We start from the raw sequence: 23,772 nt of genomic DNA on the forward strand, positions 1-23,772 counted from the left end.
TAGGTTTATTTGGTATGCCCATTTTTAAAGATACCAAATATTTCGAGAGTTTTTTGGTTATATGAACGAAAGTTCATTGTGTTTCCATTCTTAAGTGGATAGGCATGGGGATAATACACCGTTTTGGAATATTACGACTGGTTTAGTTATGTTTTTAGGACGCTATTTTAGCTTAATTACGATGTTAGCTGTGGCAGCTTCATTGAAAGAGAAAACGGTAGTACCAGAAACAGTCGGAACGTTCCGTACAGATAATAGTTTATTTGGTGGTATCTTCATCGGAACAATTGTAATTGTCGGTGCATTAACATTCTTCCCGATGTTAGTACTCGGTCCAATTGCGGAATTTCTTACATTGAAGTAATGGAGGGTAAATGATGAGACCGGTAGTAGTAAAAGAAAAAAAATTAAATGAGTCACAAATACATGCTGTAGAAGATGAAGTTAGACAAGCGAAAACGATGGATCGTGATATCGTAACACACGCGATGAAGCAATCGGTTGCGAAATTGAACCCGAAAGTCATGATAAAGAATCCAATTATGTTCGTTGTGGAAATTGGATTTATCATTACGTTCATTTTATCTTTTCTTCCAAGAAGTTCTAGTAGTATACCAGGATGGTTTAATATAACAGTTTCTCTCATTCTATTATTTACAGTTTTATTTGCGAATTTTGCAGAAGCATTAGCAGAAGGTCGTGGTAAAGCGCAAGCCGATTCTTTAAAGCAGTCGAAGAAAGATGTGTTTGCAAATGTTGTAAAAGAAAATGGAGACATTGTCCAAGTTTCAGCAACTGATCTTACAAAAGGTGACGTTGTTATCGTAAAACAAGGAGAAATGATTCCGAATGATGGCGAAGTAATCAAAGGATTAGCATCTGTAGATGAATCTGCAATTACAGGGGAATCAGCTCCTGTTATAAAAGAAGCAGGCGGTGATTTTTGTTCCGTAACAGGTGGAACGATGGTCGTAAGTGATGAAATTACAATTGTCATTACGAGTAATCCTGGTGAATCATTTATCGACAAAATGATTTCTTTAGTAGAAGGAGCTGCTCGTCAAAAAACGCCGAATGAGATTGCTTTAAATACAGTATTAACGAGCTTAACTCTTATTTTCTTGATCGTCGTTGTGACGTTGCCGATTTTTACAAATTATTTAGGGTTTCAAATTGATACTGCTGTGCTAGTTGCATTATTAGTTTGTTTAATTCCAACGACAATTGGTGGGCTATTATCGGCAATTGGTATTGCTGGGATGGACCGTGTGACAAAGTTTAACGTGTTAGCGATGTCGGGGAAAGCAGTAGAAGCTGCTGGCGATATTAATACAATTATTTTAGATAAAACAGGCACAATTACTTTTGGGAACCGGATGGCTCACACATTATTGCCTGTAGGAAATGAAACGATTGAGCAAGTTGGAAAGTGGGCCGCTATTAGTTCTGTTTTAGATGAAACACCAGAAGGTCGATCTGTTATCGAGTATGTGCAGGGAAAATCTATATCATATAATAGAGAACTTGCAGAACAAGGTGAGTTTGTTCCGTTTAAAGCAGAAACGAGAATGAGTGGTGTTGATTTACAAGACGGAACGAAAGTGAGAAAAGGTGCTGTAGGTGCCGTTATTGAGTGGGTTGGGTCACAAGGCGGAACAATTCCGAAAGATGTAAATCAAAAAGCAGACTTAATTTCAAAAGAGGGCGGAACACCACTTGTAGTTGCAGTAGATAATCGTATTTACGGTTTAATTTATTTAAAGGATACAGTAAAACCGGGTATGCGTGAGCGTTTTGAACAGTTACGCCAAATGGGGATTAAAACGGTTATGTGTACAGGGGATAATCCGTTAACAGCAGCAACGATTGCAAAAGAAGCTGGAGTAGATGAATTTGTTGCCGAGTGTAAACCGGAAGATAAAATTGCTGTTATTAAAGCAGAGCAAGATAAAGGGAAACTTGTAGCGATGACAGGTGATGGTACAAATGATGCTCCAGCATTAGCACAGGCGGACGTTGGATTAGCAATGAATAGTGGTACGACAGCAGCGAAAGAAGCGGCTAACATGATTGATCTAGACTCGAATCCAACGAAAATTATTGAGGTTGTAGGAATCGGTAAGCAATTGTTAATGACGCGAGGTGCTTTAACGACGTTTAGTATTGCGAATGATATAGCGAAATATTTTGCAATCATTCCAGCAATGTTTACACTTGCGATTCCGCAAATGGAGGCATTGAACATTATGAAATTAACATCACCACTGTCAGCGATTTTATCAGCATTAATATTTAACGCTGTTATTATTCCATTACTCATTCCGTTAGCGATGAAAGGTATTGCATATAAACCGATGAGTTCTAATGCATTGCTTAGCCGAAACTTACTTATTTATGGGCTTGGCGGAGTTATCGTTCCGTTCATTGGAATTAAGGTAATTGATATGATTGTCGGCTTGTTTATATAAGGAAGAGGGGAAAAAGATGGAGAAGAAACAAAGTATACTATCACCAATTATCCGTATTACTTTTACATTTCTAGTATTGTGTGGACTTGTATATCCACTTATTGTTACTGGTATTGCACAAGCAGTGATGAAGGATAATGCGGATGGAAGTCTAATATATAATGATAAAAATGAAGTGATTGGTTCTAAATTAATTGGTCAAAACTTCACGGATCCACGTTATTTTCAAGGGCGTGTCTCTAGTATAGAATATAAAGCAGAAGCATCAGGGTCTAATAACTATGCACCGTCTGATCCAGATTTAGCGAAACGAGTAGAGAAAAGTATTGCAGATTGGAAGGTACAAAATCCAAGTGTGCCAGTTACAGAAGTACCGATAGATTTAGTGACGAATTCAGGTTCAGGACTTGACCCTGACATTAGTCCGAAGGCGGCTTCCGTACAGGTAGATCGCATCTCGAAATTAACGAATATTCCGAAAGAAAAGCTTAATCAATTGATTAAGGATCAAACGGAAGGCGCTGCGCTTGGTTTATTTGGAGAAGATCGAGTGAACGTCTTAAAGCTAAATTTGGCATTACAGAAATTAATAAAATAGCAACAGTGCTACCTCAATCTAAAGGATTGAGGTAGCGTTGTTTCGAATGAAAGGTAGTGTTTATTTTGTATGCAGATGATTATGAACCGAAGTTTCAAAGGCGAACGCCAGAGGAATATTTAGAATATATTCGTCAGCAAAATCGGGGAAAGTTAAAGCTATATGTAGGAGCAGCTCCAGGCGTAGGAAAAAGTTATAAAATGCTCTTTGATGCAAGGGAAATGAAAAAAGATGGAATTGATATTGTAATTGGTTTAATTGAAACGCATGGAAGAAAAGAGACGGAAGAAGCAATTGCTAATTTAGAAAAAGTTCCTTTGAAAGAAATACAGTATAAAGGAAAGGTATTTTATGAGCTTGATGTGGAAGGAATAAAAAAACGCGCGCCGCAAGTAGTCGTAGTGGATGAACTTGCTCATAGTAATGTTCCTGGTTCTAAACATAAGAAACGTTATATGGATGTGCAGGAATTGTTAGAGGCTGGTATATCGGTATTATCAGCTTTTAATATTCAACATTTAGAAAGTGTTCATGATATTGTAGCTCAAATTACGAATGTAAAAGTAAGAGAACGAATTCCAGATTTTATTTTACAAAAAGCAAATGAAATTCAGCTCGTTGATGCAACGCCTGAGGTATTAAGGAAGAGACTAATAGACGGAAAGATATATAAAGAAGAAAAAATTCAGCAAAGCTTACAAAACTTCTTTACACTTAATAATTTAGGAGCACTTAGGGAATTATCACTTCGAGAAGTTGCCGATGATATGGACGAGAAAATTAGCCAAACAGTAATAGAACCAATTGGCGTAAAAGAAAAAATTCTCGTTTGTGTACAATACAGTTCAACAGCGGAGAAATTAATAAGACGGGGATGGCGCATGGCTGATCGATTAAATGCTGAATTGTACGTATTAAACGTTGAGAGGGAAAATATAGATTCTATTTCAGCTGGAAAAAAGCAGACGATTGAAGAGTGGAAATCGTTAATCAATCAATTTGATGCGAGTTTTGTATTAGAAGAGGCGAAAGGGAGAAAACCAGCGGATGTTATTATTGAAGTCGCAAGAAGATTACAAGTGACGCAAATTTTACTTGGACAATCTGCAAGAACAAGGTGGGAAGAAATACGAAAAGGCTCTATTGTAAATGAAATTATGAGACAAACAAAGTATATTGATATTCATATTGTTGCGGATCAAAGAGGGTAAAATAGAGCCGACATTTTGGGGGCTCTATTTTAATTTTTGTACAGCATGAAAACTTAGCATTTTCATTGCATATAAGATTACAAGTAAAAACATAATTGCGCCTAGGAAGAAAATCCAAAAGTAATTTTGGTTAAATAAAAGAAATCCACCTATAAGTGGCCCTGTACCCATACCAAGATAGCGGATGAAGTTGTATATACCGATAGCTGTTGCACGTTCTTGTACGAATTCTTCTGTTAATAAAGTAGTGTGAGTTGGCATAGAAAGTCCCATACTAAAACCGTACAAAGATGTAACGATAATGATGAATGGGATATTGATGTTATATGTGAAAGAGAATAAAAAGACACATATAATATTGAAGAAACTCGTAATAAATAAAGTTGGCTTTGTTGTGAGGCGTTTTTGCAAAAACTTGTAGCAAAAACTTCCTAGCATGATAGAAAGAGACATTGGCACAAACATAAGACCAATTTCATTTGCAGCTAAATGAAATGAATTTGTTAAAATACTCGGTAAAAAAACGAGAAAGCAAAAGTAAATACAAAATTGAATGAAGCCAATAAGAGTAATAGAAAATCCAGTTTTATTTTTTAAGATAAGAGAGTAATTCTTTTGTGCTTTAGACTGCTTAATTACATTTGGCTTTGTTTCTGGAAGTAGTGAAATGTTTATCATTAATAAGATAATGCCAAGTGTAGATAAAAAGAGAAATACAGATAAGTGACCATTTATACTGCCAAGATAACCACCTATGAGAGGAGCCATTGCAGGTGCGAGGGCAAGTAACATTTGGTATAGGCTCATCGCTTCTCCGCGTTCTTTTCCTTCAAATAAATCGCCGATAATCGTTGCTGAAACTACAGGTATAGCCGCTATTCCTATAGCTTGAATAGCTCTAAAAAAGAGAAATAAATAAATGTTTGCCGAAAAAGCACATCCGATTGAAGCAATCGTACTAATAATTAAACTAGGAATAAGGACAGATTTTCTCCCTTTTGTATCAATTAAAGGGCCATATATGAGCTGCATAATCGCAAGAACGAATGTAAAAAGTGAAACTGTTACATTTACAAGATAAAGAGAAGTATGAAAAGAATTTTGAATCATCGGTAAGATAGGTGTGTAAATATTTTGAGCGAAGGAACCGAATAAGGCACTAATACAGATAACATATAAAATGAAATTTAGTTTAGATTTTTTCATCTTGTTAACCCCCTTGTAATTTAGTTTCCTAGGAAACTAAATTTATTTTAACATGATTTTCTCACTTGTAAAGATGAAAAAATAATTTTAAAATGGTATATAGTTAAATTGTTTCTTCGGAAACTTAGGAGGCGAACGGATTGAAGCATGCAACGAAGCAAATGGAAATACTGTCGGACATTCGTACACTTTTGCATAAAAAAGAAGAACATTTAAAACGACAAAACGAGAAGTTTCTTTATGAGACAGGTGTAAGTAGTATGTCTTTATCTGAGTTACATGTAATCGAATGTATCGGAAAAAATGGTTTGATGAATGTAACGGCAATTACGACAGAAATGGGCATGACGAAGGGAGCAATCTCTAAAATTTGTACAAAGTTGTTTCAAAAGCAATTCGTTGAGAAGATGCAAATGTTAGATAATCAAAAAGAAATCTTCTTCCGCTTAACGGAAAGTGGGAATGAAATATATAAAGCTCATGAAAAATTGCATAAGCAAGCTGAAGAAAAGTGGTTGTTACTTTTAGATGGATATAGGAAAGAAGAGCAAGACTTTATCCAAAGGTTTATAAAGGATGTCTCCGATCATTTGGAAATATAATTGGAAGAAAAAACTCCTTTTTCTCAAGTCTTTTAAATATAATTTCTGAAAGAACTCATATATAATAGAAAAAGATACTTAACATGGTGAATAATTAAAGAGTCAATATATATAGAGGAGAGAGTAACATGCTTGAAAATACGGGGTTAGTATTAGAAGGCGGCGGTATGCGTGGTGTGTACACGGGCGGGATATTAGAATACTTTATGGAACAAGATTTATATTTTCCATATGTAATCGGTGTATCAGCTGGTGCTTGTCATGCAGCGTCGTATCTTTCCAGACAAAGAAATAGAAATAAAACGGTCAATATTGATTATGCATCACATCCGAAATATTTATCGTATAAAAACTTATGGAGAAAACGTCAACTATTTGATATGGATTTCATTTTTCATGAAATCCCAGAAAAGCATGTTCCGTTTGATTTTGAAACATACTTTAATAGCCCAGAACGTTTCCTTGTAGGAACGACGGATTGTGAAACTGGGCAATCTGTTTATTTTGAAAAAGAAGGAACGAATGATGATGCGCTAAATTTATTACAAGCGTCTAGTTCATTGCCTTTCATTGCACCAGTAGTAAATTACCGTGGTAAGCAATTATTAGATGGTGGGATTTCAGATCCGATTCCAGTTCGTAAAGCGCAAGAGGATGGATTTAAAAAATCAGTCGTTATTTTAACGAGAAATCATGGCTACGCGAAGAAAAAATCAAGGTTTGGATGGGTTGCAGCGAAAGCTTATAAAAAATATCCGAACCTTGTTAACACGATGCTGAATCGTTATGAAGTGTATAATGAAACACTTCACTACATTGAAAAAGAAGAACAAGCTGGGAATTTATTTGTTATTCGTCCAGAAGTGCCGCTTCAAGTAGATCGTATGGAAAAAGATACAGCAAAACTACAAAATTTATACGAGCAAGGCTATGAAGACGCAAAGAGACAATTTGCAGATTTAAAGGCGTTCTTGCAAAAATAAGTATTAGGCTGCGGAGATGGAGTTCTCTGCAGCCTTTTTTGTATTGCTTGCTTATCCGTTACTTTTTAAAAATGTATGAATGTTTAAGTGTTTAAAGAGTTTGTAAAACATCGGGGTTTCTTGTTGAGGAGAATTTATTTGAAGGATATTATGATGATGTAGCGCTACTAAACTATTAAATTTATGAGGTGATTGTTAATGAAAGGAAAAGTTTTTTCAATTACGACTTTAGTATTATTAGCAACATCAATCTCAACAAGTGCATTCTATCCAACTCTAAGCGGTCACAAAAGCGGTAACCTACTATCTTACAGAGCTCAAACTACTACGAATCAAAATGCATCTCGTTGTTCAGTAGCAATTTCTTTTATTAAATCAAATGGAAATAATTCATATATTGAAAGCGCTTCAGACAAATTAGGATCCCATGAATCTGGAAGAGCATTATACGCAAATGTGAGTAATGGTGCATATAACGCCTTTGGTGCAAAAGGACTATACTCGGAGCATTATGCAAATGAGAATAATGACTATCAAGAAGATACACACAAAGGTACTTTTGATAGTAATGGTAACTTACGATTACAGTGGTAAAAAGCATTAAACAGTTGTCTTTATAAATATTTAGATAAGGAGAAGGGGATGTTCATCATCTCCTTCTTATTTAAAAGGAGCACAGACATGTACCTAGCTTTTAAAAATATAAAAAGCAATAAACTGTTTTTCTTAATTCTCCTTATGTCATTTTTTATTTCTTTTCTTTCTATATCAATAGCCGCACTTTTAACAGAGTCTAAACGAAACTTTATATCGGCTTTTCAAATCGGTTTTCCAGAGAAGAACCAAGTTTTAACTGTTCCGATAGCGAATGCAACTGAATTGGAAGAGATAATTCCTTTCATACAAGATACTTTTGTTAAAAGTGATATTTATGTAGAGCATTTAAAAGCATTAAATAGTTCAGGGGCAACAAAGATCATAGCTGTGAATTTAAAAGATGATTATTATTGGAAGCCATATATTTCTGAAGGACAATATTTTCATCGTGAAAATGTAAACGATATGGTTGTTGGCGATCAAACGAATGTAGAGGAGTTATATGAATTTGATGATACATATAAAAAAATAGGAACTATATCAAGAAAAGACAGTGACGTCGGTGTAGCAGGCATATACGTTCCACTTCAAAACTTACCTACTATATCTAAAAAAGGTATTATCGAGAGTAAACAATTACAATTAACAGTTGTTAATCCTATATCATCTATTCATAACGAAATAAAAAAGTTTATGGGTAGGAGTAAAGAAGTGCTTTCGGGAGATGTTTAAATGCTGAATGAACGAGATCTTCAAGAACTACATGTGACACATATAGATCCAGCAAATAAGTATTATTATAAATTTATTCTTGTTGCAATTGTTTCTGGCATTTCTGCGGTTTTATTTTGGATTTATAAAAAAGAAAGAGAGATTTCATTAAAAAAAGCAGTAGGTGCTTCTAATATATCTATCTACTGCGAACTATATATTCAAATTTTGTTTATTTCTCTAGCAGCGATGTTCTTAGTTTTTATTACGTTAGAAATATTTTCGGGAACAATTCATACTTATTTTCAGACATACTTAGTAAAACCGTTAACACTATATGTATTGATATGCAATGTTATTTTTATAATTTTTCTTACAATTTTTGTTACTGTAATTCCAATCAAGCACATTATAAATATATATCCCGGAAAACATTTAAGAACGTAGGAGGTCGTCATGTTTTTTATATTTGATTCTATACGGTCTGTGAAAAAACGGTTGTTACCAAGTTTGATTATAGTAATTTCTTTAATTATTGCATTTTCTTCAGCAATAGAATTTGTTAGTAATCTTTCGGGATATCGAAAAATGATGACGGTAGCAAATAATTTATCGACTCATAAAAATTTCTATGAACTTTATGCGACGCAAGATATAACCTTGTTTAGCGAAGAAAAAGCGAAAAATGATTATCAACATTTCATGCAAGGGTTATCTAATATGATACCAATAACAAATAAAACTAATTATCTGTTCCGTAACTATTCACTTAGTTTAAAAAAAGAAAATGGAACGATAAAGACTCTTATTGTTGATAAAGATATTAATAAGTACTTTCGTATACGAATTTCACAAGGAAGATATTTTGAGGAATCGGAATTTCATAAATCAGTATTTGATATTAGACCTGTTATATTAGGGGCTAATTATATAGAAAAGGTATCTATTGGTGATGTTATACCATCTGGAAAAATGAAGCTAAAAGTAATTGGTTTTTTAGAAAAAAATTCACCATTTACATATCCTCGAAGTGGTGAAATATCGGATAATCGTATTACATTATTAGATGACATGGCGATTTTACCAATTGGAACAGAAGAAATAGAGTTCTATAGTGTAGAACTTTTATACAATGGGTTAATTATAGAAACAAATGATAAGATAAATATAAATGAACTTCAAAAGAAAGTATTAAAGGTAACAGAAGGTAAGGGTTATTCGTATTATGTTACAAATCCGAATAAATTGTTAGAAAACGAAAAACAAGGTATTGATAATATGTCATACCCCTTATTATTAAGCGGTACAGTCTTATTTTTTTCATTTCTATCTATTGTATTAACATCAATGGCAGCACTTTATATGGAGCGTAAAAATATTTCTATTAGATCAGCGTTAGGTGCAAGCACTTTTCAAATATGTCTTCCATTTATTATTGAGTATATGTTGCTATTCGTTTTAGCGATATGTATAGGCATAATGTATTTTCAATGGGAGAATAGCGGAGTAATTGAAATTCAGAAAGGGCTAGAAAATAGTATAGTATCTTTCTTTGGAACGTTAAAAGTCTCTATAGAATCATTGGTTGTTATAGGTGCTTTATCATTTGTAATGATCCTCGTTATATATGCAATCATTTATTTCAATGTACTAAAAATAAAAATACATATATGAAAGAGGTGTTATAGATGATTCAGCTCGCAAATGTGGCTAAGGGATACGGAAAGAGTAATTTTAGTGCTTTACAAGATATTAATCTTACAATAGAAAAAGGCGAAATGATAGCCATTATGGGACCATCTGGTTCTGGGAAATCAACCTTGCTTAACATTATTGGCTTAATTGATAGCCCCTCTACTGGAAAGTATTTTTTAGATGGAATGGATACGAGTACATTCAAGTCAAATTATCATAAGTATAGAAACACGGAAGTTGGTTTTGTGTTTCAGAACTTTTCGCTATTAGATGATTATACAGTTGTTGAAAATGTAATGCTTCCGCTTATATATAGAAGAATTTCTCATAAGAAACGTATGCAAATATCAAAAGAAATGCTGAAAATGGTAGGGCTTGAGAGGCATATTAACAAATATCCTTACGAGTTATCAGGAGGAGAACAGCAAAGAACAGCAATAGCAAGGGCTTTAGCACAAGATACAAAAATTATACTTGCTGATGAACCGACTGGTGCTCTTGATCAAGAAAATGGGGAGAAAATTATGAGTATTTTACAAGAGATTAATAAAGAAGGAAAAACAGTGTTAGTTGTTACACATGATCAAAAGGTAGCTGCATATTGTCAGAGGACGATACGGTTACTTGATGGTTGTATGGTATAATATGGATAATGTTATGTGAAGAGGTGATACATATGGAAAATGTCTATAAAGGACTTAGGCATACTGGGTTTATTATGATGTTTATTTTTGGTAGCGTATTTTTACTTCGCTGGTTTATTCATGATGAAATGTTAATAGATCAACTTATTGGTTTTAGTGTGGGCATAGTAATGGTTATTTCATCAGTTTTCATTCAAAAGTATAGTAAAGAATTAAAGGTAGAAGAGAAGTATTAAAAGGTTATAACCTTCTTCATATTTTGGAGGTGCCTTTATAGTTTGAATGATTGTTGTAAAAGAAAAGTAGAGCATCGGATTTCGATGCTCTACTTTTTTAATGTGGTAAGAATATCAATTGATAAGCAAACAAAATTCCAAATACATATACAAGTGGGTGAACAGCACGGAATTTACCTTTGGCCACTTTCATAAGTGGATATGAAATAAATCCAAGTGCGATACCTGTTGCGATACTTGATGTAAGAGGCATGCTTAAGATTACTAAAAATGCTGGGAATGCTTCATCAAATGCGTCCCAATCGATGTGGCGAACTGAACCCATCATAAGACTACCAACGATAATTAATGATGGAGCAGTAATAGCTGATACACCAGAGACAGCACTTACTAATGGTCCGAAGAATGCTGCTAGTGCGAATAGAACAGCTACTGTAACAGTTGTTAAACCAGTACGACCACCAGCTGCAACACCAGCAGATGATTCAATGTAAGCTGTTGATGGTGTCGTTCCGAATATAGAACCAATAGTTGCTGAGAATGAGTCAGATAGAAGAGCTCGTCCAGCTTTTGGGAGTTTTCCGTCTTTCATAAATCCACCTTGTTGAGCTACCCCAAGTAATGTACCTGTTGTATCAAATAATGTAACAAGGAAGAATGAAAATACAACGCCGTATAATCCGTAGTTAATTACGTCAGATACAGCAGTAATTGGATTTGAAACGATAATTCCTTCTGGTAATCCAGGCATTGATGTAACACCGTTTGAGAATGTTAATTGTCCTGTGAAGAAAGCGATAATACCAGTTAATAGCATACCGATAAATAGTGCGCCATTTACATTTAAAGACATAAGGATAATAGTAATTCCAAGTCCAGCTAATGCTAGTAGAACTGGAGCAGAGTGAAGATCACCAAGTCCAACTAAGTTTGCATCATTTTTTGTAACGATACCTGTTAAACGTAAACCGATAAAGGCGATAAATAGCCCGATACCAGCAGTAATTGCATGTTTTAAGTTTTCAGGAATTGCTTCCATTAATTTTGTACGGAAAGATGTAAATGATAGCAAAATTAAAATCATACCTGCTACGAATACAGCAGAGAATGCAATTGCGAAAGTCATGCCTTCATGCGCTTTTACAACAGAGTAAGAGAAGTAAGCATTTAATCCCATACCTGGCGCGATTGCGATTGGTAAGTTTGTAAAGATTGCCATAAATAATGTTCCGACAACAGCAGCAATAATTGTTGCTGTAAATGCTTGTTCAAATGGAACACCTGCATCTCCAAGGATAACAGGGTTTACGACAATGATATATGCCATTGTTAAGAAGGTAATAATACCTGCCATAATTTCAGTTTTAATAGAAGTTTTATGTTTTGAAAGGTTAAACATATAAACATCCTTTCTGTTTACGAATAATTTTCACAACAGTTATATATAATATTCGTTTTTTATCTATTTTGCAATAGTTTTGCATAAAAAGTTTATAACAATTCATATTTTGTGTCTTAAATTCGAATATTAATCGTAAAACGATGTGTGAATTTCAGCTTTTTATTGTGCACATGCTAAGGAAAAGGAGTTGAAAGCAGCTATGCCACAGCAAAAAAACTTTATAACAATGCCTGCGCAACATCAAAATAAGCAGCCTGGTATTGAATCATTAATGAATCCTCTACCACAGTTTGAAGATCCCAATTATAAAGGTAGCGAAAAGTTAAAAGGAAAGAATGTATTAATTACAGGGGGAGATAGCGGAATTGGACGAGCAGTTTCCATCGCTTTTGCAAAAGAAGGAGCAAATGTTGCGATTGCTTATTTAGATGAGGAAGAAGATGCTAATGAGACGAAGCAATATGTTGAGAAAGAAGGTGTAAAGTGTGTATTGTTGCCGGGTGATTTAAGTGATGAACAGCATTGTAAAGATGTTGTTCAAGAGACCGTCCAGCAGCTAGGTAGTTTACAGGTTTTAGTAAATAATGTCGCGCAGCAATATCCGCAGCAAGGACTAGAGTATATTACAGCAGAACAGCTAGAAAAGACTTTTCGTATTAATATTTTTTCTTATTTTCACGTTGCGAAAGCAGCCCTTTCTCATTTGAAGAAAGGGGATGTCATTATAAATACGGCATCTATCGTTGCATATGAAGGAAATGAAACGTTAATTGATTATTCCGCGACGAAAGGAGCAATCGTAGCTTTTACAAGATCACTTTCTCAATCGTTAGTGCAAAAAGGGATTCGGGTAAATGGTGTTGCACCAGGACCGATTTGGACACCGCTTATTCCATCGAGCTTTGATGAGAAGAAAGTCTCTCAGTTTGGGAGCAATGTCCCAATGCAAAGGCCTGGTCAACCATATGAGTTAGCGCCGGCATACGTATATTTAGCGTCTGGTGATTCTTCTTATGTTACTGGACAAATGATACATGTAAATGGGGGCGTTATTGTAAATGGATAGTTTTCATTTATAAGAGCAAAGTAATGTTAATTCCACTTATTATAGTGAGCGCTAGGGGGGATATAGCTGAAAAAGTTATGTTTCGTCATACTATTATTTTTCATCCTACCGGTTAGTGCTTTTGCTAATACAGATCATTTAATATTAGTGAATCTTACGACAAATCAGTTGTCTTTTTTTGAGAATGGAAATTATACAAAAACATTTCCAGTAACGACTGGAAGAGATCGTACACCTACGCCTGAAGGTAACTTTTGTATTATAACTAAATTTAAAAATAAAGAATACCATCGAAAAAAAATACCTGGGGGTGCACCGAATAATCCTCTCGGTACGAGGTGGCTTGGACTAGATAAGAATGAATATGCGATTCACGGGACAAATCGGGAATGGACGATTGGAAGTAGGGAATCAAATGGTTGTATTCGCATGCATGACAGGGATATACAATGGTTATATGACAGAGTACAATTACAAACAAAAGTAATCATTTCTCGTTTTCATACGAGCCCCGAATATGAAGCGAATAAGCTTGGTTATCGGGTTGTGAGCTGGAATAGTCGGAAAATAGAAGAAGAACAAATTGGAGTACTTACGCTAGTAGACCGCGCGGATATATATTGGCAAGAACCAAATGGACAGTTAACAAAAGTGAAAACGGTATTGCCAAATGAAAGATATCCAGTGTACTCAAAACGAAAAGATGGAATATATTATATAGGAAACAATTTGTATATTATAGATGAAACAGGAGAGAAAATTCGTTACGAGCAAATTCCTTCTTCGATTTTAAGTAATATATATAAACGGAAATACAATGTTCCGTAATGGCTACCGTTTTATAGACGGTAGCTTATTTATACTTGGAGTTTAACTGCAACTATTATATTTTGCTGAATATAATACAGTACAGATAGGGGGCGGTTATATTATGAAAAGTGAATTTGCGTTTAAAGTTTTTTTAGTAACGACCTGTTTATTTATCGTGTATTTATATGCGTTTCTCGTCTTTTCTTTTTATGTTCCATATGTTGATTTAATATTGTTCTTCGGATTTATTTGGGCGTTTGTGAAAGCGAGGGAAGGAGAGAAGAGTATATATCGGCGCATTACCTTATGCGGGACGGCCGTTCTCGTTATTTTGTACTTTTTTATTATGCATGATTTTTGGAGGGGAATGTAAAAAGCATACGATTAATCGCATGCTTTTTTTGTTTAATATTTAGGCTTAAATGTATGACAACAAGTTTCTACACTCGTTGCTACAGAACTTTCTAGCGTCTCGTTTGTTAAAACAGCAGCTGTATATGAATCATTTTCAGTTTGACCAGTTTCATCTGCATCAGGCTGAACGATGATCGCACTTGCTTGACAAAAGTTACCTTGTCCCCAAAAAGAACAGTTGGAAACAGAACATCTTACTTCTGGCATAAAACCCCCTCCTTATACATTAGTGTGGGATTTTACACCCATTTCATGTGTAGAAGGAGTTTCCTTTTCTAGTTACTTTTTCGTTTGCTCAAGCCATTCTTTTAATTTATCTTTCGGCTGTTCACCGCTAATACGGCTCACTTCTTTGCCATCTTTAAAATGAATGATTGTTGGTGTTCCTTGAATTTTATATTCATCCCAAGGAGCATCTAATTTTTCAATATCCATAACTTTCATATCAACGTTTAAGTCTTTAGCCATTGGCACTAGGACAGGAGATAATTTTTGGCAATGAACGCAAGATGTTTGATAAAAGTATACTGTTTCTTCTTTTTTCTCTTTTAAGTTCTTTTGAAGATCTGAAAGAGAGATTTTATTTGTGTAGTAGTCAGGACCGTTTGTCTTACTTTCAGTAGGATTATCAATCTTTTGGCTAGTAGCATTTTTTTCTTCCATTTGTGTGACAGCGAAAATTGCTACGAACAAGGCGATAATAATACCACCAAATATAAGCATTTTTTTCATTCTTTCATCTCCTTATTTGTTTTTGATGACAATAAAGCTACAAACAGCGATTGTAATAAAGCCGATAAGTGCTAAAAACGGGATTGTAATAAAACCAAACCAGTTTATAAATTCTCCGGTGCAGGGTACACGACCGCAAGCTGCTCCAGCAGCTGAAAACGCTGGGACTTTTTGAATTGCATAGTGATATAAAGAAATACAAGCACCAATACTTGCAATTGGTAAAGAATAACTTGCGATGCGATAATCTTTTTTTGCTACAGCGATACCGAGCCATAAAACGAATGGATACATAAAAATACGTTGATACCAACAAAGTACACAAGGCTCAAATTTCATGATTTCGGAAAAATAAAGACTTCCCAGTGTAGCGATAAAAGAAGCTCCCCATGCGGTAAGTAAAGCATATTCTTGCTTTTTTTCTCGTCCCATATTTTATACCTCTCTTATAATAGTTACATACTAAATTATAGTATGAAGTGGTATGGAAAAGAAAGAAAAAATATGTTTATCAATAAAAGTTTTATGAGGAGAAACTTTTATTGATATAAAAATTTAAAAAAAGCGCCATTCTCCGGAAGAGAATAGCGCTATAGTTTACATTTGAATTTGTTCTACTTCTTCTACATGCGACTTTTGGGATGCGTGGTCAATATATTGAAATAGGAGCTGCAATTGTTTATCAACTTCTGGCAGTTCCTTGCTGTATTGATAAGCGTGTAAAAAATGCTCAATACGCTTAGAAAATAATTGATCGTTCGTTTGAACCATGAGAACGAGTAATTTATCCCAATTACAGCAATACGTGTAATAGAGAGCTTTATCATAGTCGTTATATGTTTGCACTGTGTACCCTCCTTACCGAGAGTTATATATAGTGTGTGATAAGTAAGAAGAAATACACTTGAAAGAATTTGTTAAGAAAAAATGAGAATGAAAAGAAAAAACGAGGAATTCCCTCGTTTTTTAAGCTTTTGGCATTGGCGTAGGTGTTGGTTTGCCATAGCCTTCTTTGTATTTATTATCGATATAGTTACGAATTTCAAGCGTTGATTTTCCTTTTTGTTTCATGGAAGCAGATTCAACTGCAATTTCTAGGCAATTGACGCAAGTCGTTGCATGGGAGTCCCAAACAACTTCACCATTCTTTTTAATTTCACGAATAAAGCAGTTTTTATTATTTTTATGTCCTACACTTTCACCGCAACCACAATAGCATGGAATCCAATCTAATAGCTCTGCATTTTGTCCAGCGACGGTGTAGATATCTTTCATTTGTGGATCAAGCTTATCTAGGAAGGTTGGAAGTGTGTCGACTCCTTTTGTTTTCTCTTGAATGTCAGCTTGCTGAGTGTGCGATGCGTGGTCATGTTCTTCTTGTTTTGATTCAGAAGATTTTTGGTCATTTGTACCAGTACTTCCGCATCCAGCAAGAATTAAGCTTAGTACTGCAAGTAAAGAAAATACATACTTTTTCATTCGCTTGTCCCCTTTACAAATGTATTAATCAAATTGTATCAGAGATTACGGTGTATCGGTTGAAGATTTTTTTGACTAATTTTTGAAGCGCCATCTTAGCGAATGGAATAGAAATAAAATTGGGATATAAGCGTATACAATATATAAACCCGCTTGAGATAGTACGGTATTTAATGTGTTGATACTTTCACGGTTTGTGAAAAGTAGAGAAGCTGAAAATATGATGAAAATAAAAAACGGTAATGTAAATTTAAATGAAATATGAAAGGAACGCTTCATCGTTTGACATGATGACCAAATGGTTAAGCAAAGGTTTGGTAAAATAATTAAAAACCAAACGAAAATAATAATATATTCAAAGCGCTGAATAAAAGGAACTTTAATTATTTTTAACATCGTTAAAGTAGGCCAAATAGTACGGTTTAATTGTCCCTCGCTGTAATACATAAAAGATACGATAGCTAAAACTACATAAATTAAGGTGCTAAAAGCAATTCCAGCATGGGCCCATCTTTTTAAAGATTTTCCTTTTTCAATAAAGGGATAAAAGATAAGAATTGTTTCAAACCCTAGAAATTCCAATGCAGAGTGTTTTGCAGATATAAGCATGTCAAAAGGTGAATGTGTAAAAATAGGTAAAATATTACGAAAATGTGCATACTTCATCGGATAGATTAAAAAGAATACAACGAACATAGGAAGAACAATACCCCAAAAACATATCCCTGTCACAGAACGGAAGCCACCTTTTATAATGTAGTAAGTGACTAATAAAAACATAAGCGTAAGTTTCCATAACTTAATGGTAGGGAAAATCCAAACTTGTATCACTTCCATATATGTACGAAGAACAGTAAGGCAAAATAATAAGCAATAAAGAGTGAAAATTACAGAAAATATAGAGCCAACCCATTTTCCAAAGGTTGTTGTATGAATACTAATTAAATCTCCGTCTTTTTCAAGCATTTTTAACATACAAAACAGTACAATATGAGTTGCAATACCTGCAATAATAAGAGAAATCCAAGCATCATAACCTGCATTTTTCAAAATTACACGTTGATATCCGAGAATTCCTATACCAATCTGGAGAGAATGCAATAAAATAAATGCAAAATATGGAGATACTGTCTTTGTTTTATTCATTGTATTCATTGCTTATTTCACCTCACTATTCTCCGATTCCAGATTGTACAATATTAAGATCTAAATTTATATCTACCGCTACATTTTTATACATATTTCGAATTTGTTTTATATTCCATTTTCTCGTATGGCTTCTAATTTCATCTCGTATTCCTAACGGATCAATTTCCTTTTCTTGAAATTGTTTTATTAAATCTTCACAGTCTTTTTCGACATTTCGTTCAATTTGTTTTTTTATATAGTTGATATTTGTTTCTTTTCTTAAATCAATCCAATTAGGAGAGTTTTTAATTAATCCATTTAATTTTAAATGGATTTTTACTTTTGGTATGTCGCCAGTTTGATCTATATCATATTTGTTTTTCCCAGCTAAGTTTTGTATCACAACTATACCTTTATGTTTATCCTTTTTTATTGCTGCTTCGTAACGTCCATTTTTCGTAGGATTAATAAGTAATTTTGCTAAAACAGAATGTCTTTTATCCGTATACATGACGACTTTATCGCCTTTTAAAAAGGCAAGTCCTTTGACAGCGACAGAATGATTATCGTCCATTTTAATATAAGGAACATAGGCATCACATACAGAAGAGTAATAATTATATAAAAAAATGTTTAATTCAGTTTGTGGAATGTTCTCATTTCTTATATTTTGCTCGAGTAAATCAGCAATATATAAAGACCCATTTTTTTTTCCGTAATTTAAAAGCTCTTCAGCCGATCCATCTACAATTGCTAGTTGTACATCACGCCCGATATTTGGGTCACGTTGTAAGTTAGTAATAATCTCTCCCATTCCGCGTTCCCCTAGAGCCTTTCCAAATAGGACGACACGCATTTGACCTACAACAACATTGTGAGGAGATTTCGCATTTAATCGTGAAGCAATTGTTTCAAGTGAACGGGCAGATGTTGTTTGCGTCTCTGGTTTAGACTTTACACCATGTGTGTACTCTGGGAATAGAATAGTTCCTTGGAATTTTTTGTTTTTTGTGATGTCAAATCCAGCAATATGAATAATACGCTGTGCATCCACTATATACGTTTGTGTACAGCCAGTTTGTAAAACGAAGAAGATAATGATAAGGTGCAATAAAATTTTTTTCATTCATTCTCACCATCACGTTTTTGCTTCGATTTGTTTGGATTGTAGCGCCATTTTGATTTTGGTCTAAGAAAAGAAGGTCTTTGTGCCGTTTGACTAAATGGTAATCGAAGAAAACCTTCTGCTGTACCTAAACCACGAAATGGATATAAAGGTAACAAATAAGGTGATCCAAGCGATTTTAATTTAATTAAATGAGCTAAAATAAATACAAATCCGACAGCGAGGCCTAATCCTCCGAATGCACCGGCTAAGAGAATAAGCGGAAAGCGTAACAACCGGATAGTAGAAGACATCTTTACAGTCGGTGTTGTGAAAGATGCAAGGGCGGATAAAGCAACTGCAATTAATAAAATTGTACTTGTTAAAGCTGCTTCAACAGATGCTTGGCCAATTACAATCCCCCCAACAATCCCGATCGTTTGTCCGACTTTTGTTGGTAAACGCGCCCCTGCTTCACGAAGCAATTCGATTGTAATTTCTAAAAAGAGTGCTTCTAGAATAGGAGGAAAAGGTACGTTAGCTCTCGAGAAAATAATAGGACCTAGTAGATCGGCAGGGATCATTTGATAATGATATGTTAAAGCCGCTGTATAAATAGCGGAGGAAAAAAGAGAAAATATAGCTCCGAAAAAACGAATAATACGAAAGAACGATCCAATCATCCACGGTAAATAATAATCTTCTGGTGAAATGAAAAAATCCAGTAACGTTGTTGGTCCTGATAAAGCATATGGAGAACCATCTGTTAAAATTAAAACTTCCCCGTTAATTAATGCAAATCCAGCTCGATCTAATCGTTCTGTAGGTAATAGAACAGGAAAAGGTGAATTGCTATTATCACTAATAAATTGCTCAATCATAGTTGAATCAAATGGGACATCAAAGTCAATGTCTTCTAGCCGTTGAATTGCGGTGTTGACAAATTGTTCATTTGTAATTCCTTCTATATAAGCAACTGCTACTTTTGTTTTTGATATAGATCCGACGGTAACTTCTTTAAAAATGAGTTGCTCCGTTACGATATTTCGGCGTAATAAGTGGATATTTGTATCAAGGTTTTCAACGAAACCGATTTTAGGCCCGATTACGCTATACTCATTTTCTGTATCGTTATATAATCGTTTTCCTAAAACAGTACTTTCGGCACGAATTAAAGCATATTGATCAGGATTCGAATTGTTTTTTAAGCGTATTAAAATATATCCACCTAATAATTTTTCACGAATATCATCAATAGAAGGGGAGGTAATAATGTCTTCAATAGAGATAATATTACATAAATCAGAGATGTTTTGGATTTGTTCCGATTCCTTTTTTATAGGAGTTAAAATGAATTGTTTAATAATAAGTGCTTCCACGACAGATTTATAATAAAACAAGCACAACGTTTCATCTTTAAGTATGTTATAAGAGACAAAATCGCTTGATTCTTTCATGGTTTGTATAAATTCTGGGATAGAACAAAGTGTTTTTGTATTAGTCTTTTTTGATTTCTTAGATGATAAACCGAACATTTTCTCACCCCTAACTTACATCATTTACTTGTGTTAGTTTTTGGGAAAGACGGGAATTTATACTTAAAAATTGAAAGTTCATAAAGAAAAGGAAGAGTAGTGAAAGCCTCTTCCTTTTTAGCATTTTAATTTGTTTTTTGTTCTTTAATAGACTTCACTAATTTCATCATTTCCGCTCGTATATCTTCTCTTTTTACATTTAATTTTTCGGCAATTTGTTTAATGTCCATTCCATCTTTTTTCATTTTTAATACATCATCAAGAGGGGTATTGCTTTTTTGAGAGATGATTGTTAACACAGTAAGATGACGCAATTTGATGTTATATTCTTTCATTTTTTGCTTTAGCTGATCAGGTGTGGATTTTTGCATAGTTGCTAACTGTTGTAGCAGTGCTTGCTTTGTTTCTTTATTCATATGATGCTTTTTCAGCTTACTTGGATCTACACCGAAATGCTCGGCTGTTTTCTCCCAAGATTTATTTTGCTTATAGTAAGCTAAAACATCTTTTATTTCTTTATTACTAATTCTTGCAATATGAGCAGCTTTCCAAATTTCATGTTTGTTATAGCCGAGTTTTTCTAGCGATTGCATTTCTTCTTCTGGAATTGGTTTATGGTGATGCATTGTTACTTCTTTTGGTGTGGCAGCGGATGTAGGGAAGGTGGATATCCCGCATAATAATGCTGCCATAGTCATACAAACAGCGATTTTTTTGTACATGTAAACTCCTCCTAGATGGATAATGTAGAAAACTGTACATATATCATTTCCATAAAATGTGAAATACTTGTGAACAAATCAAGTTTTTTTATTCACAGTATGAAATGACGTTTTTAGAAGTTTTCCAACATAAAACATTGATTAATAGTAAAAAACTAAGGTATAATCGAAATTGAAAATCAATATCAATGATGACGATAAACTTATACATATAGATAAAAATAAGGGAGAGATAAATATGACTACATATACTTCCATCGCTAATGTGATTAAAGAAAGACGCTCTGTTCGTACATTTACAGACAAAGCAGTAGAAAAAGAGTTATTAATTGAACTATTAAACGATGCAACATGGGCACCAAATCATAAGCACCGTGAACCATGGAATTGTAAACTATACATTGGAGAAGGCCGCAAGAAATTAGTAGATGCAGTATTAAACTCTTTCACAGAAGAAGAAAGAGCGAAACGCGGTAAAATTTTATCAGATCGTTTTTTAAGCACGCCTGCACAAATCGTTGTATATATAAATGAAGATCCGCGTCAAATTCAGCGTGACGAAGATTACGCTGCAACATGTGCATTTATGCAAAACTTCCAACTTCTTGCTTGGGAACGCGGATTAGGTTGCGTTTGGAAATCTGGCGGATTAAACTACAATCCATTATTTATAGAAGGAATCGGTTTAACAAGAGGTCAACGTATCGTTGGAATTCTTCATATCGGCTATTTCGATAAAGCACCAGAAGGAAAAGCTCGTACTCCGATTACGGAGAAGATGGAGATTATTGAAGGTTAATAGATAAGACATTCTCGTTTTTGCGGGGGTGTCTTTTTATTATGCAATCAATCCTCATGAAAGCTTGTTCTTCGTCATACACTTTCTTAAGGGAAAGTGTAAGGAGGGAAAATAATGAGAGCAAGTGACGATAAAGCACTGCAATATGCGATTGCGGAAATTACGGAAATTGCGACTGGATTTGGGCTTGATTTTTATCCGATGCGTTATGAAATATGTCCAGCGGAAATTATTTATACATTTGGTGCATATGGGATGCCGACAAGGTTTTCACATTGGAGTTTTGGAAAACAATTTTTCAGAATGAAATTACAATACGATTTAGGACTTAGTAAAATATACGAACTCGTTATTAACTCTGATCCATGTTACGCCTTTTTATTAGATACGAACTCTTTAATTCAAAACAAATTAATTGTAGCGCACGTTTTAGCACACTGTGACTTCTTCAAAAATAATATTCGTTTTTCAAATACGAAGCGAGATATGGTAGAGAGTATGGCCGCAACAGCGGACCGTGTGAAAGCGTATGAGCATAAGTACGGAAAAGCAGAGGTAGAAACATTTTTAGATGCAGTACTTGCCATTCAAGAGCATATTGATCCGTCGCTTATGCGTCCGAAGCTCGCATGGAGTATTGATGATTTAGAAGAGGAAGAAGTAGAAAAGAAAAAGGTATCGCAATACGATGATTTATGGAATTTAGATAACCGAAATAAAAAACAAGAGCGCTCTAATATACGTAAAAAGAAGAAAATCCCACCGCAACCAGAGAAGGATTTACTTCTCTTTATTGAAGAATATAGCCGTGAGTTAGAAGATTGGCAGCGTGATATATTAACGATGATGCGCGAAGAAATGTTATATTTTTGGCCGCAGCTTGAAACGAAAATCATGAACGAAGGCTGGGCGTCCTACTGGCATCAACGCATACTTCGTGAAATGGACTTAACATCTGATGAAGCAATTGAATTTGCGAAATTAAATGCAGGTGTTGTACAGCCATCAAAAACAAGTATTAATCCATACTACCTAGGTATTAAAATCTTTGAAGATATTGAAGAACGGTACAACAATCCGACTGAAGAAATGAAGCGACGGGGCGTAAAACCAGGATCGGGCCGTGACAAAATGTTTGAAGTACGCGAAATTGAATGGGACGTATCGTTCCTAAGAAACTACTTAAATAAAGATCTTGTTATGCGAGAAGATATGTACTTATTCCAGCGCCAAGGAAAAGAATATAAAGTAATAGATAAAGAATGGGAAAATGTGCGTGATCAACTCGTAAATATGCGTACAAATGGTGGCTTCCCATACTTAGTAGTAGAAGACGGAGACTACTTAAAAAACGGAGAGTTATACATTAAACATAGTTACGAAGGAATCGAGCTCGATTTAAAATATTTAGAAAAAGTATTACCATATCTTCATCAACTATGGGGAAGAACGGTGCATATGGAGTCCATTGTGGAGAGTAAGGGCGTTGTGTTTTCTTATGATGGTAAGATGGTGCATCGGAAGTATGTGTGAGGGGAAGAACGGACATAGGATACTGTGTCCGTTCTTTTTATTTGGAACCAAGTTAAATATGCTATTCTTGAAAAAAGGGAGTTATATAGAGAAATG

24 protein-coding genes and 3 pseudogenes are annotated in these 23,772 nt (G+C 34.5%); 16 read left to right on the top strand and 11 right to left on the bottom strand.

All coding sequences use genetic code 11. From position 1 onward, the window contains the following. Positions 1 to 106: 106 nt before the first annotated feature. From ACS2CR_RS18845 to kdpDN, 4 genes and pseudogenes are all read left to right on the top strand, one after another. Positions 107 to 364, top strand: a pseudogene (locus ACS2CR_RS18845) (potassium-transporting ATPase subunit KdpA); the annotation flags it as partial. A gap of 13 nt (positions 365 to 377) precedes the next feature. Next, a complete protein-coding gene (gene kdpB / locus ACS2CR_RS18850) occupies positions 378 to 2,468 on the top strand; it encodes a potassium-transporting ATPase subunit KdpB (protein ID WP_016109268.1) in 2,091 nt (696 codons plus the stop codon). A gap of 16 nt (positions 2,469 to 2,484) precedes the next feature. Continuing rightward, positions 2,485 to 3,066, top strand: a complete 582-nt coding sequence (kdpC, locus tag ACS2CR_RS18855; protein WP_053512579.1) for a K(+)-transporting ATPase subunit C — start codon at positions 2,485 to 2,487, stop codon at positions 3,064 to 3,066. A 56-nt stretch (positions 3,067 to 3,122) separates the two neighbouring features. Further along, positions 3,123 to 4,277, top strand: a complete 1,155-nt coding sequence (kdpDN, locus tag ACS2CR_RS18860; protein WP_309567982.1) for a KdpD-like non-kinase potassium sensor — start codon at positions 3,123 to 3,125, stop codon at positions 4,275 to 4,277. A 24-nt stretch (positions 4,278 to 4,301) separates the two neighbouring features. Here kdpDN and ACS2CR_RS18865 read toward each other — a convergent pair whose 3' ends face one another. Further along, on the bottom strand, positions 4,302 to 5,483 hold the full coding sequence (locus ACS2CR_RS18865; RefSeq protein ID WP_053512578.1) for an MFS transporter: 1,182 nt from the start codon (positions 5,481 to 5,483) through the stop codon (positions 4,302 to 4,304). Between the two features lie 140 nt (positions 5,484 to 5,623). On the opposite strand from ACS2CR_RS18865, the gene ACS2CR_RS18870 reads away from it, so the two are divergent. From ACS2CR_RS18870 to ACS2CR_RS18900, 7 genes and pseudogenes are all read left to right on the top strand, one after another. Further along, on the top strand, positions 5,624 to 6,085 hold the full coding sequence (locus tag ACS2CR_RS18870; protein ID WP_053512577.1) for a MarR family transcriptional regulator: 462 nt from the start codon (positions 5,624 to 5,626) through the stop codon (positions 6,083 to 6,085). 128 nt (positions 6,086 to 6,213) lie between these two features. After that, entirely contained in the window at positions 6,214 to 7,068 is an 855-nt protein-coding gene (locus ACS2CR_RS18875) for a patatin-like phospholipase family protein (protein WP_000892680.1), read from the top strand. A gap of 198 nt (positions 7,069 to 7,266) precedes the next feature. After that, a complete protein-coding gene (locus ACS2CR_RS18880; protein WP_053512576.1) occupies positions 7,267 to 7,662 on the top strand; it encodes a hypothetical protein in 396 nt (131 codons plus the stop codon). Between the two features lie 87 nt (positions 7,663 to 7,749). Continuing rightward, positions 7,750 to 8,823: pseudogene (locus ACS2CR_RS18885) on the top strand (ABC transporter permease). Positions 8,824 to 8,832: 9 nt separating this feature from the next. Continuing rightward, positions 8,833 to 10,064: pseudogene (locus ACS2CR_RS18890) on the top strand (ABC transporter permease). After that, the gene (locus ACS2CR_RS18895) at positions 10,065 to 10,715 is read left to right on the top strand and encodes an ABC transporter ATP-binding protein (protein ID WP_000615295.1); all 651 of its coding nucleotides are present in this window, start codon (positions 10,065 to 10,067) and stop codon (positions 10,713 to 10,715) included. A gap of 32 nt (positions 10,716 to 10,747) precedes the next feature. Continuing rightward, positions 10,748 to 10,951: a hypothetical protein gene (locus ACS2CR_RS18900; protein WP_000432806.1), complete on the top strand. Its 204-nt coding sequence runs from the start codon at positions 10,748 to 10,750 to the stop codon at positions 10,949 to 10,951. Between the two features lie 97 nt (positions 10,952 to 11,048). Here ACS2CR_RS18900 and ACS2CR_RS18905 read toward each other — a convergent pair whose 3' ends face one another. Continuing rightward, on the bottom strand, positions 11,049 to 12,350 hold the full coding sequence (locus ACS2CR_RS18905) for an NCS2 family permease (RefSeq protein ID WP_053512575.1): 1,302 nt from the start codon (positions 12,348 to 12,350) through the stop codon (positions 11,049 to 11,051). A gap of 202 nt (positions 12,351 to 12,552) precedes the next feature. Between ACS2CR_RS18905 and ACS2CR_RS18910 the strand changes: the two genes are divergently transcribed. From ACS2CR_RS18910 to ACS2CR_RS18920, 3 genes are all read left to right on the top strand, one after another. After that, the gene (locus ACS2CR_RS18910; protein WP_001136259.1) at positions 12,553 to 13,419 is read left to right on the top strand and encodes an SDR family oxidoreductase; all 867 of its coding nucleotides are present in this window, start codon (positions 12,553 to 12,555) and stop codon (positions 13,417 to 13,419) included. A 66-nt stretch (positions 13,420 to 13,485) separates the two neighbouring features. Then, entirely contained in the window at positions 13,486 to 14,247 is a 762-nt protein-coding gene (locus ACS2CR_RS18915) for a L,D-transpeptidase (protein ID WP_025118307.1), read from the top strand. 103 nt (positions 14,248 to 14,350) lie between these two features. Beyond that, the gene (locus ACS2CR_RS18920; protein ID WP_000834195.1) at positions 14,351 to 14,602 is read left to right on the top strand and encodes a hypothetical protein; all 252 of its coding nucleotides are present in this window, start codon (positions 14,351 to 14,353) and stop codon (positions 14,600 to 14,602) included. A 32-nt stretch (positions 14,603 to 14,634) separates the two neighbouring features. On the opposite strand, the gene ACS2CR_RS18925 is transcribed toward ACS2CR_RS18920, so the two are convergent. The 9 genes from ACS2CR_RS18925 to ACS2CR_RS18965 form a co-directional block, all read right to left on the bottom strand. Further along, on the bottom strand, positions 14,635 to 14,850 hold the full coding sequence (locus ACS2CR_RS18925; RefSeq protein WP_001115481.1) for a DUF1540 domain-containing protein: 216 nt from the start codon (positions 14,848 to 14,850) through the stop codon (positions 14,635 to 14,637). Positions 14,851 to 14,922: 72 nt separating this feature from the next. Further along, positions 14,923 to 15,375: a thioredoxin family protein gene (locus ACS2CR_RS18930; RefSeq protein ID WP_000738450.1), complete on the bottom strand. Its 453-nt coding sequence runs from the start codon at positions 15,373 to 15,375 to the stop codon at positions 14,923 to 14,925. A 12-nt stretch (positions 15,376 to 15,387) separates the two neighbouring features. Continuing rightward, entirely contained in the window at positions 15,388 to 15,807 is a 420-nt protein-coding gene (locus ACS2CR_RS18935; RefSeq protein WP_000532264.1) for a disulfide formation protein C, read from the bottom strand. A gap of 165 nt (positions 15,808 to 15,972) precedes the next feature. Beyond that, positions 15,973 to 16,221 (bottom strand): YhdB family protein, encoded by a 249-nt coding sequence (locus ACS2CR_RS18940; RefSeq protein ID WP_001195459.1) that lies wholly within the window; start codon positions 16,219 to 16,221, stop codon positions 15,973 to 15,975. A gap of 120 nt (positions 16,222 to 16,341) precedes the next feature. Continuing rightward, positions 16,342 to 16,854 carry a PCYCGC domain-containing protein gene (locus ACS2CR_RS18945; protein WP_000761029.1) on the bottom strand — a complete coding sequence of 171 codons (513 nt, stop codon included), beginning with the start codon at positions 16,852 to 16,854 and terminating at the stop codon, positions 16,342 to 16,344. Between the two features lie 75 nt (positions 16,855 to 16,929). Next, positions 16,930 to 18,009 carry a GerAB/ArcD/ProY family transporter gene (locus tag ACS2CR_RS18950; protein WP_053512574.1) on the bottom strand — a complete coding sequence of 360 codons (1,080 nt, stop codon included), beginning with the start codon at positions 18,007 to 18,009 and terminating at the stop codon, positions 16,930 to 16,932. 16 nt (positions 18,010 to 18,025) lie between these two features. Next, positions 18,026 to 19,108 (bottom strand): Ger(x)C family spore germination protein, encoded by a 1,083-nt coding sequence (locus ACS2CR_RS18955; protein ID WP_016109275.1) that lies wholly within the window; start codon positions 19,106 to 19,108, stop codon positions 18,026 to 18,028. Next, on the bottom strand, positions 19,105 to 20,622 hold the full coding sequence (locus ACS2CR_RS18960) for a spore germination protein (protein ID WP_153602597.1): 1,518 nt from the start codon (positions 20,620 to 20,622) through the stop codon (positions 19,105 to 19,107). Before ACS2CR_RS18960 ends, ACS2CR_RS18955 begins: the two co-directional genes overlap by 4 nt. Positions 20,623 to 20,747: 125 nt before the next feature. Then, complete coding sequence (locus ACS2CR_RS18965; RefSeq protein ID WP_000276967.1) at positions 20,748 to 21,344, bottom strand: hypothetical protein; 597 nt, start codon at positions 21,342 to 21,344, stop codon at positions 20,748 to 20,750. Between the two features lie 238 nt (positions 21,345 to 21,582). Between ACS2CR_RS18965 and ACS2CR_RS18970 the strand changes: the two genes are divergently transcribed. Both ACS2CR_RS18970 and spoVR read left to right on the top strand, forming a co-directional pair. Further along, complete coding sequence (locus ACS2CR_RS18970; protein WP_053512573.1) at positions 21,583 to 22,143, top strand: nitroreductase family protein; 561 nt, start codon at positions 21,583 to 21,585, stop codon at positions 22,141 to 22,143. A gap of 114 nt (positions 22,144 to 22,257) precedes the next feature. Further along, positions 22,258 to 23,676 carry a stage V sporulation protein SpoVR gene (gene spoVR, locus ACS2CR_RS18975; protein ID WP_001202701.1) on the top strand — a complete coding sequence of 473 codons (1,419 nt, stop codon included), beginning with the start codon at positions 22,258 to 22,260 and terminating at the stop codon, positions 23,674 to 23,676. Positions 23,677 to 23,772 lie beyond the last annotated feature (96 nt).

Origin of the sequence: Bacillus cereus group sp. BceL291, assembly GCF_051776705.1 — a bacterium.
GTDB lineage: Bacteria > Bacillota > Bacilli > Bacillales > Bacillaceae_G > Bacillus_A > Bacillus_A cereus.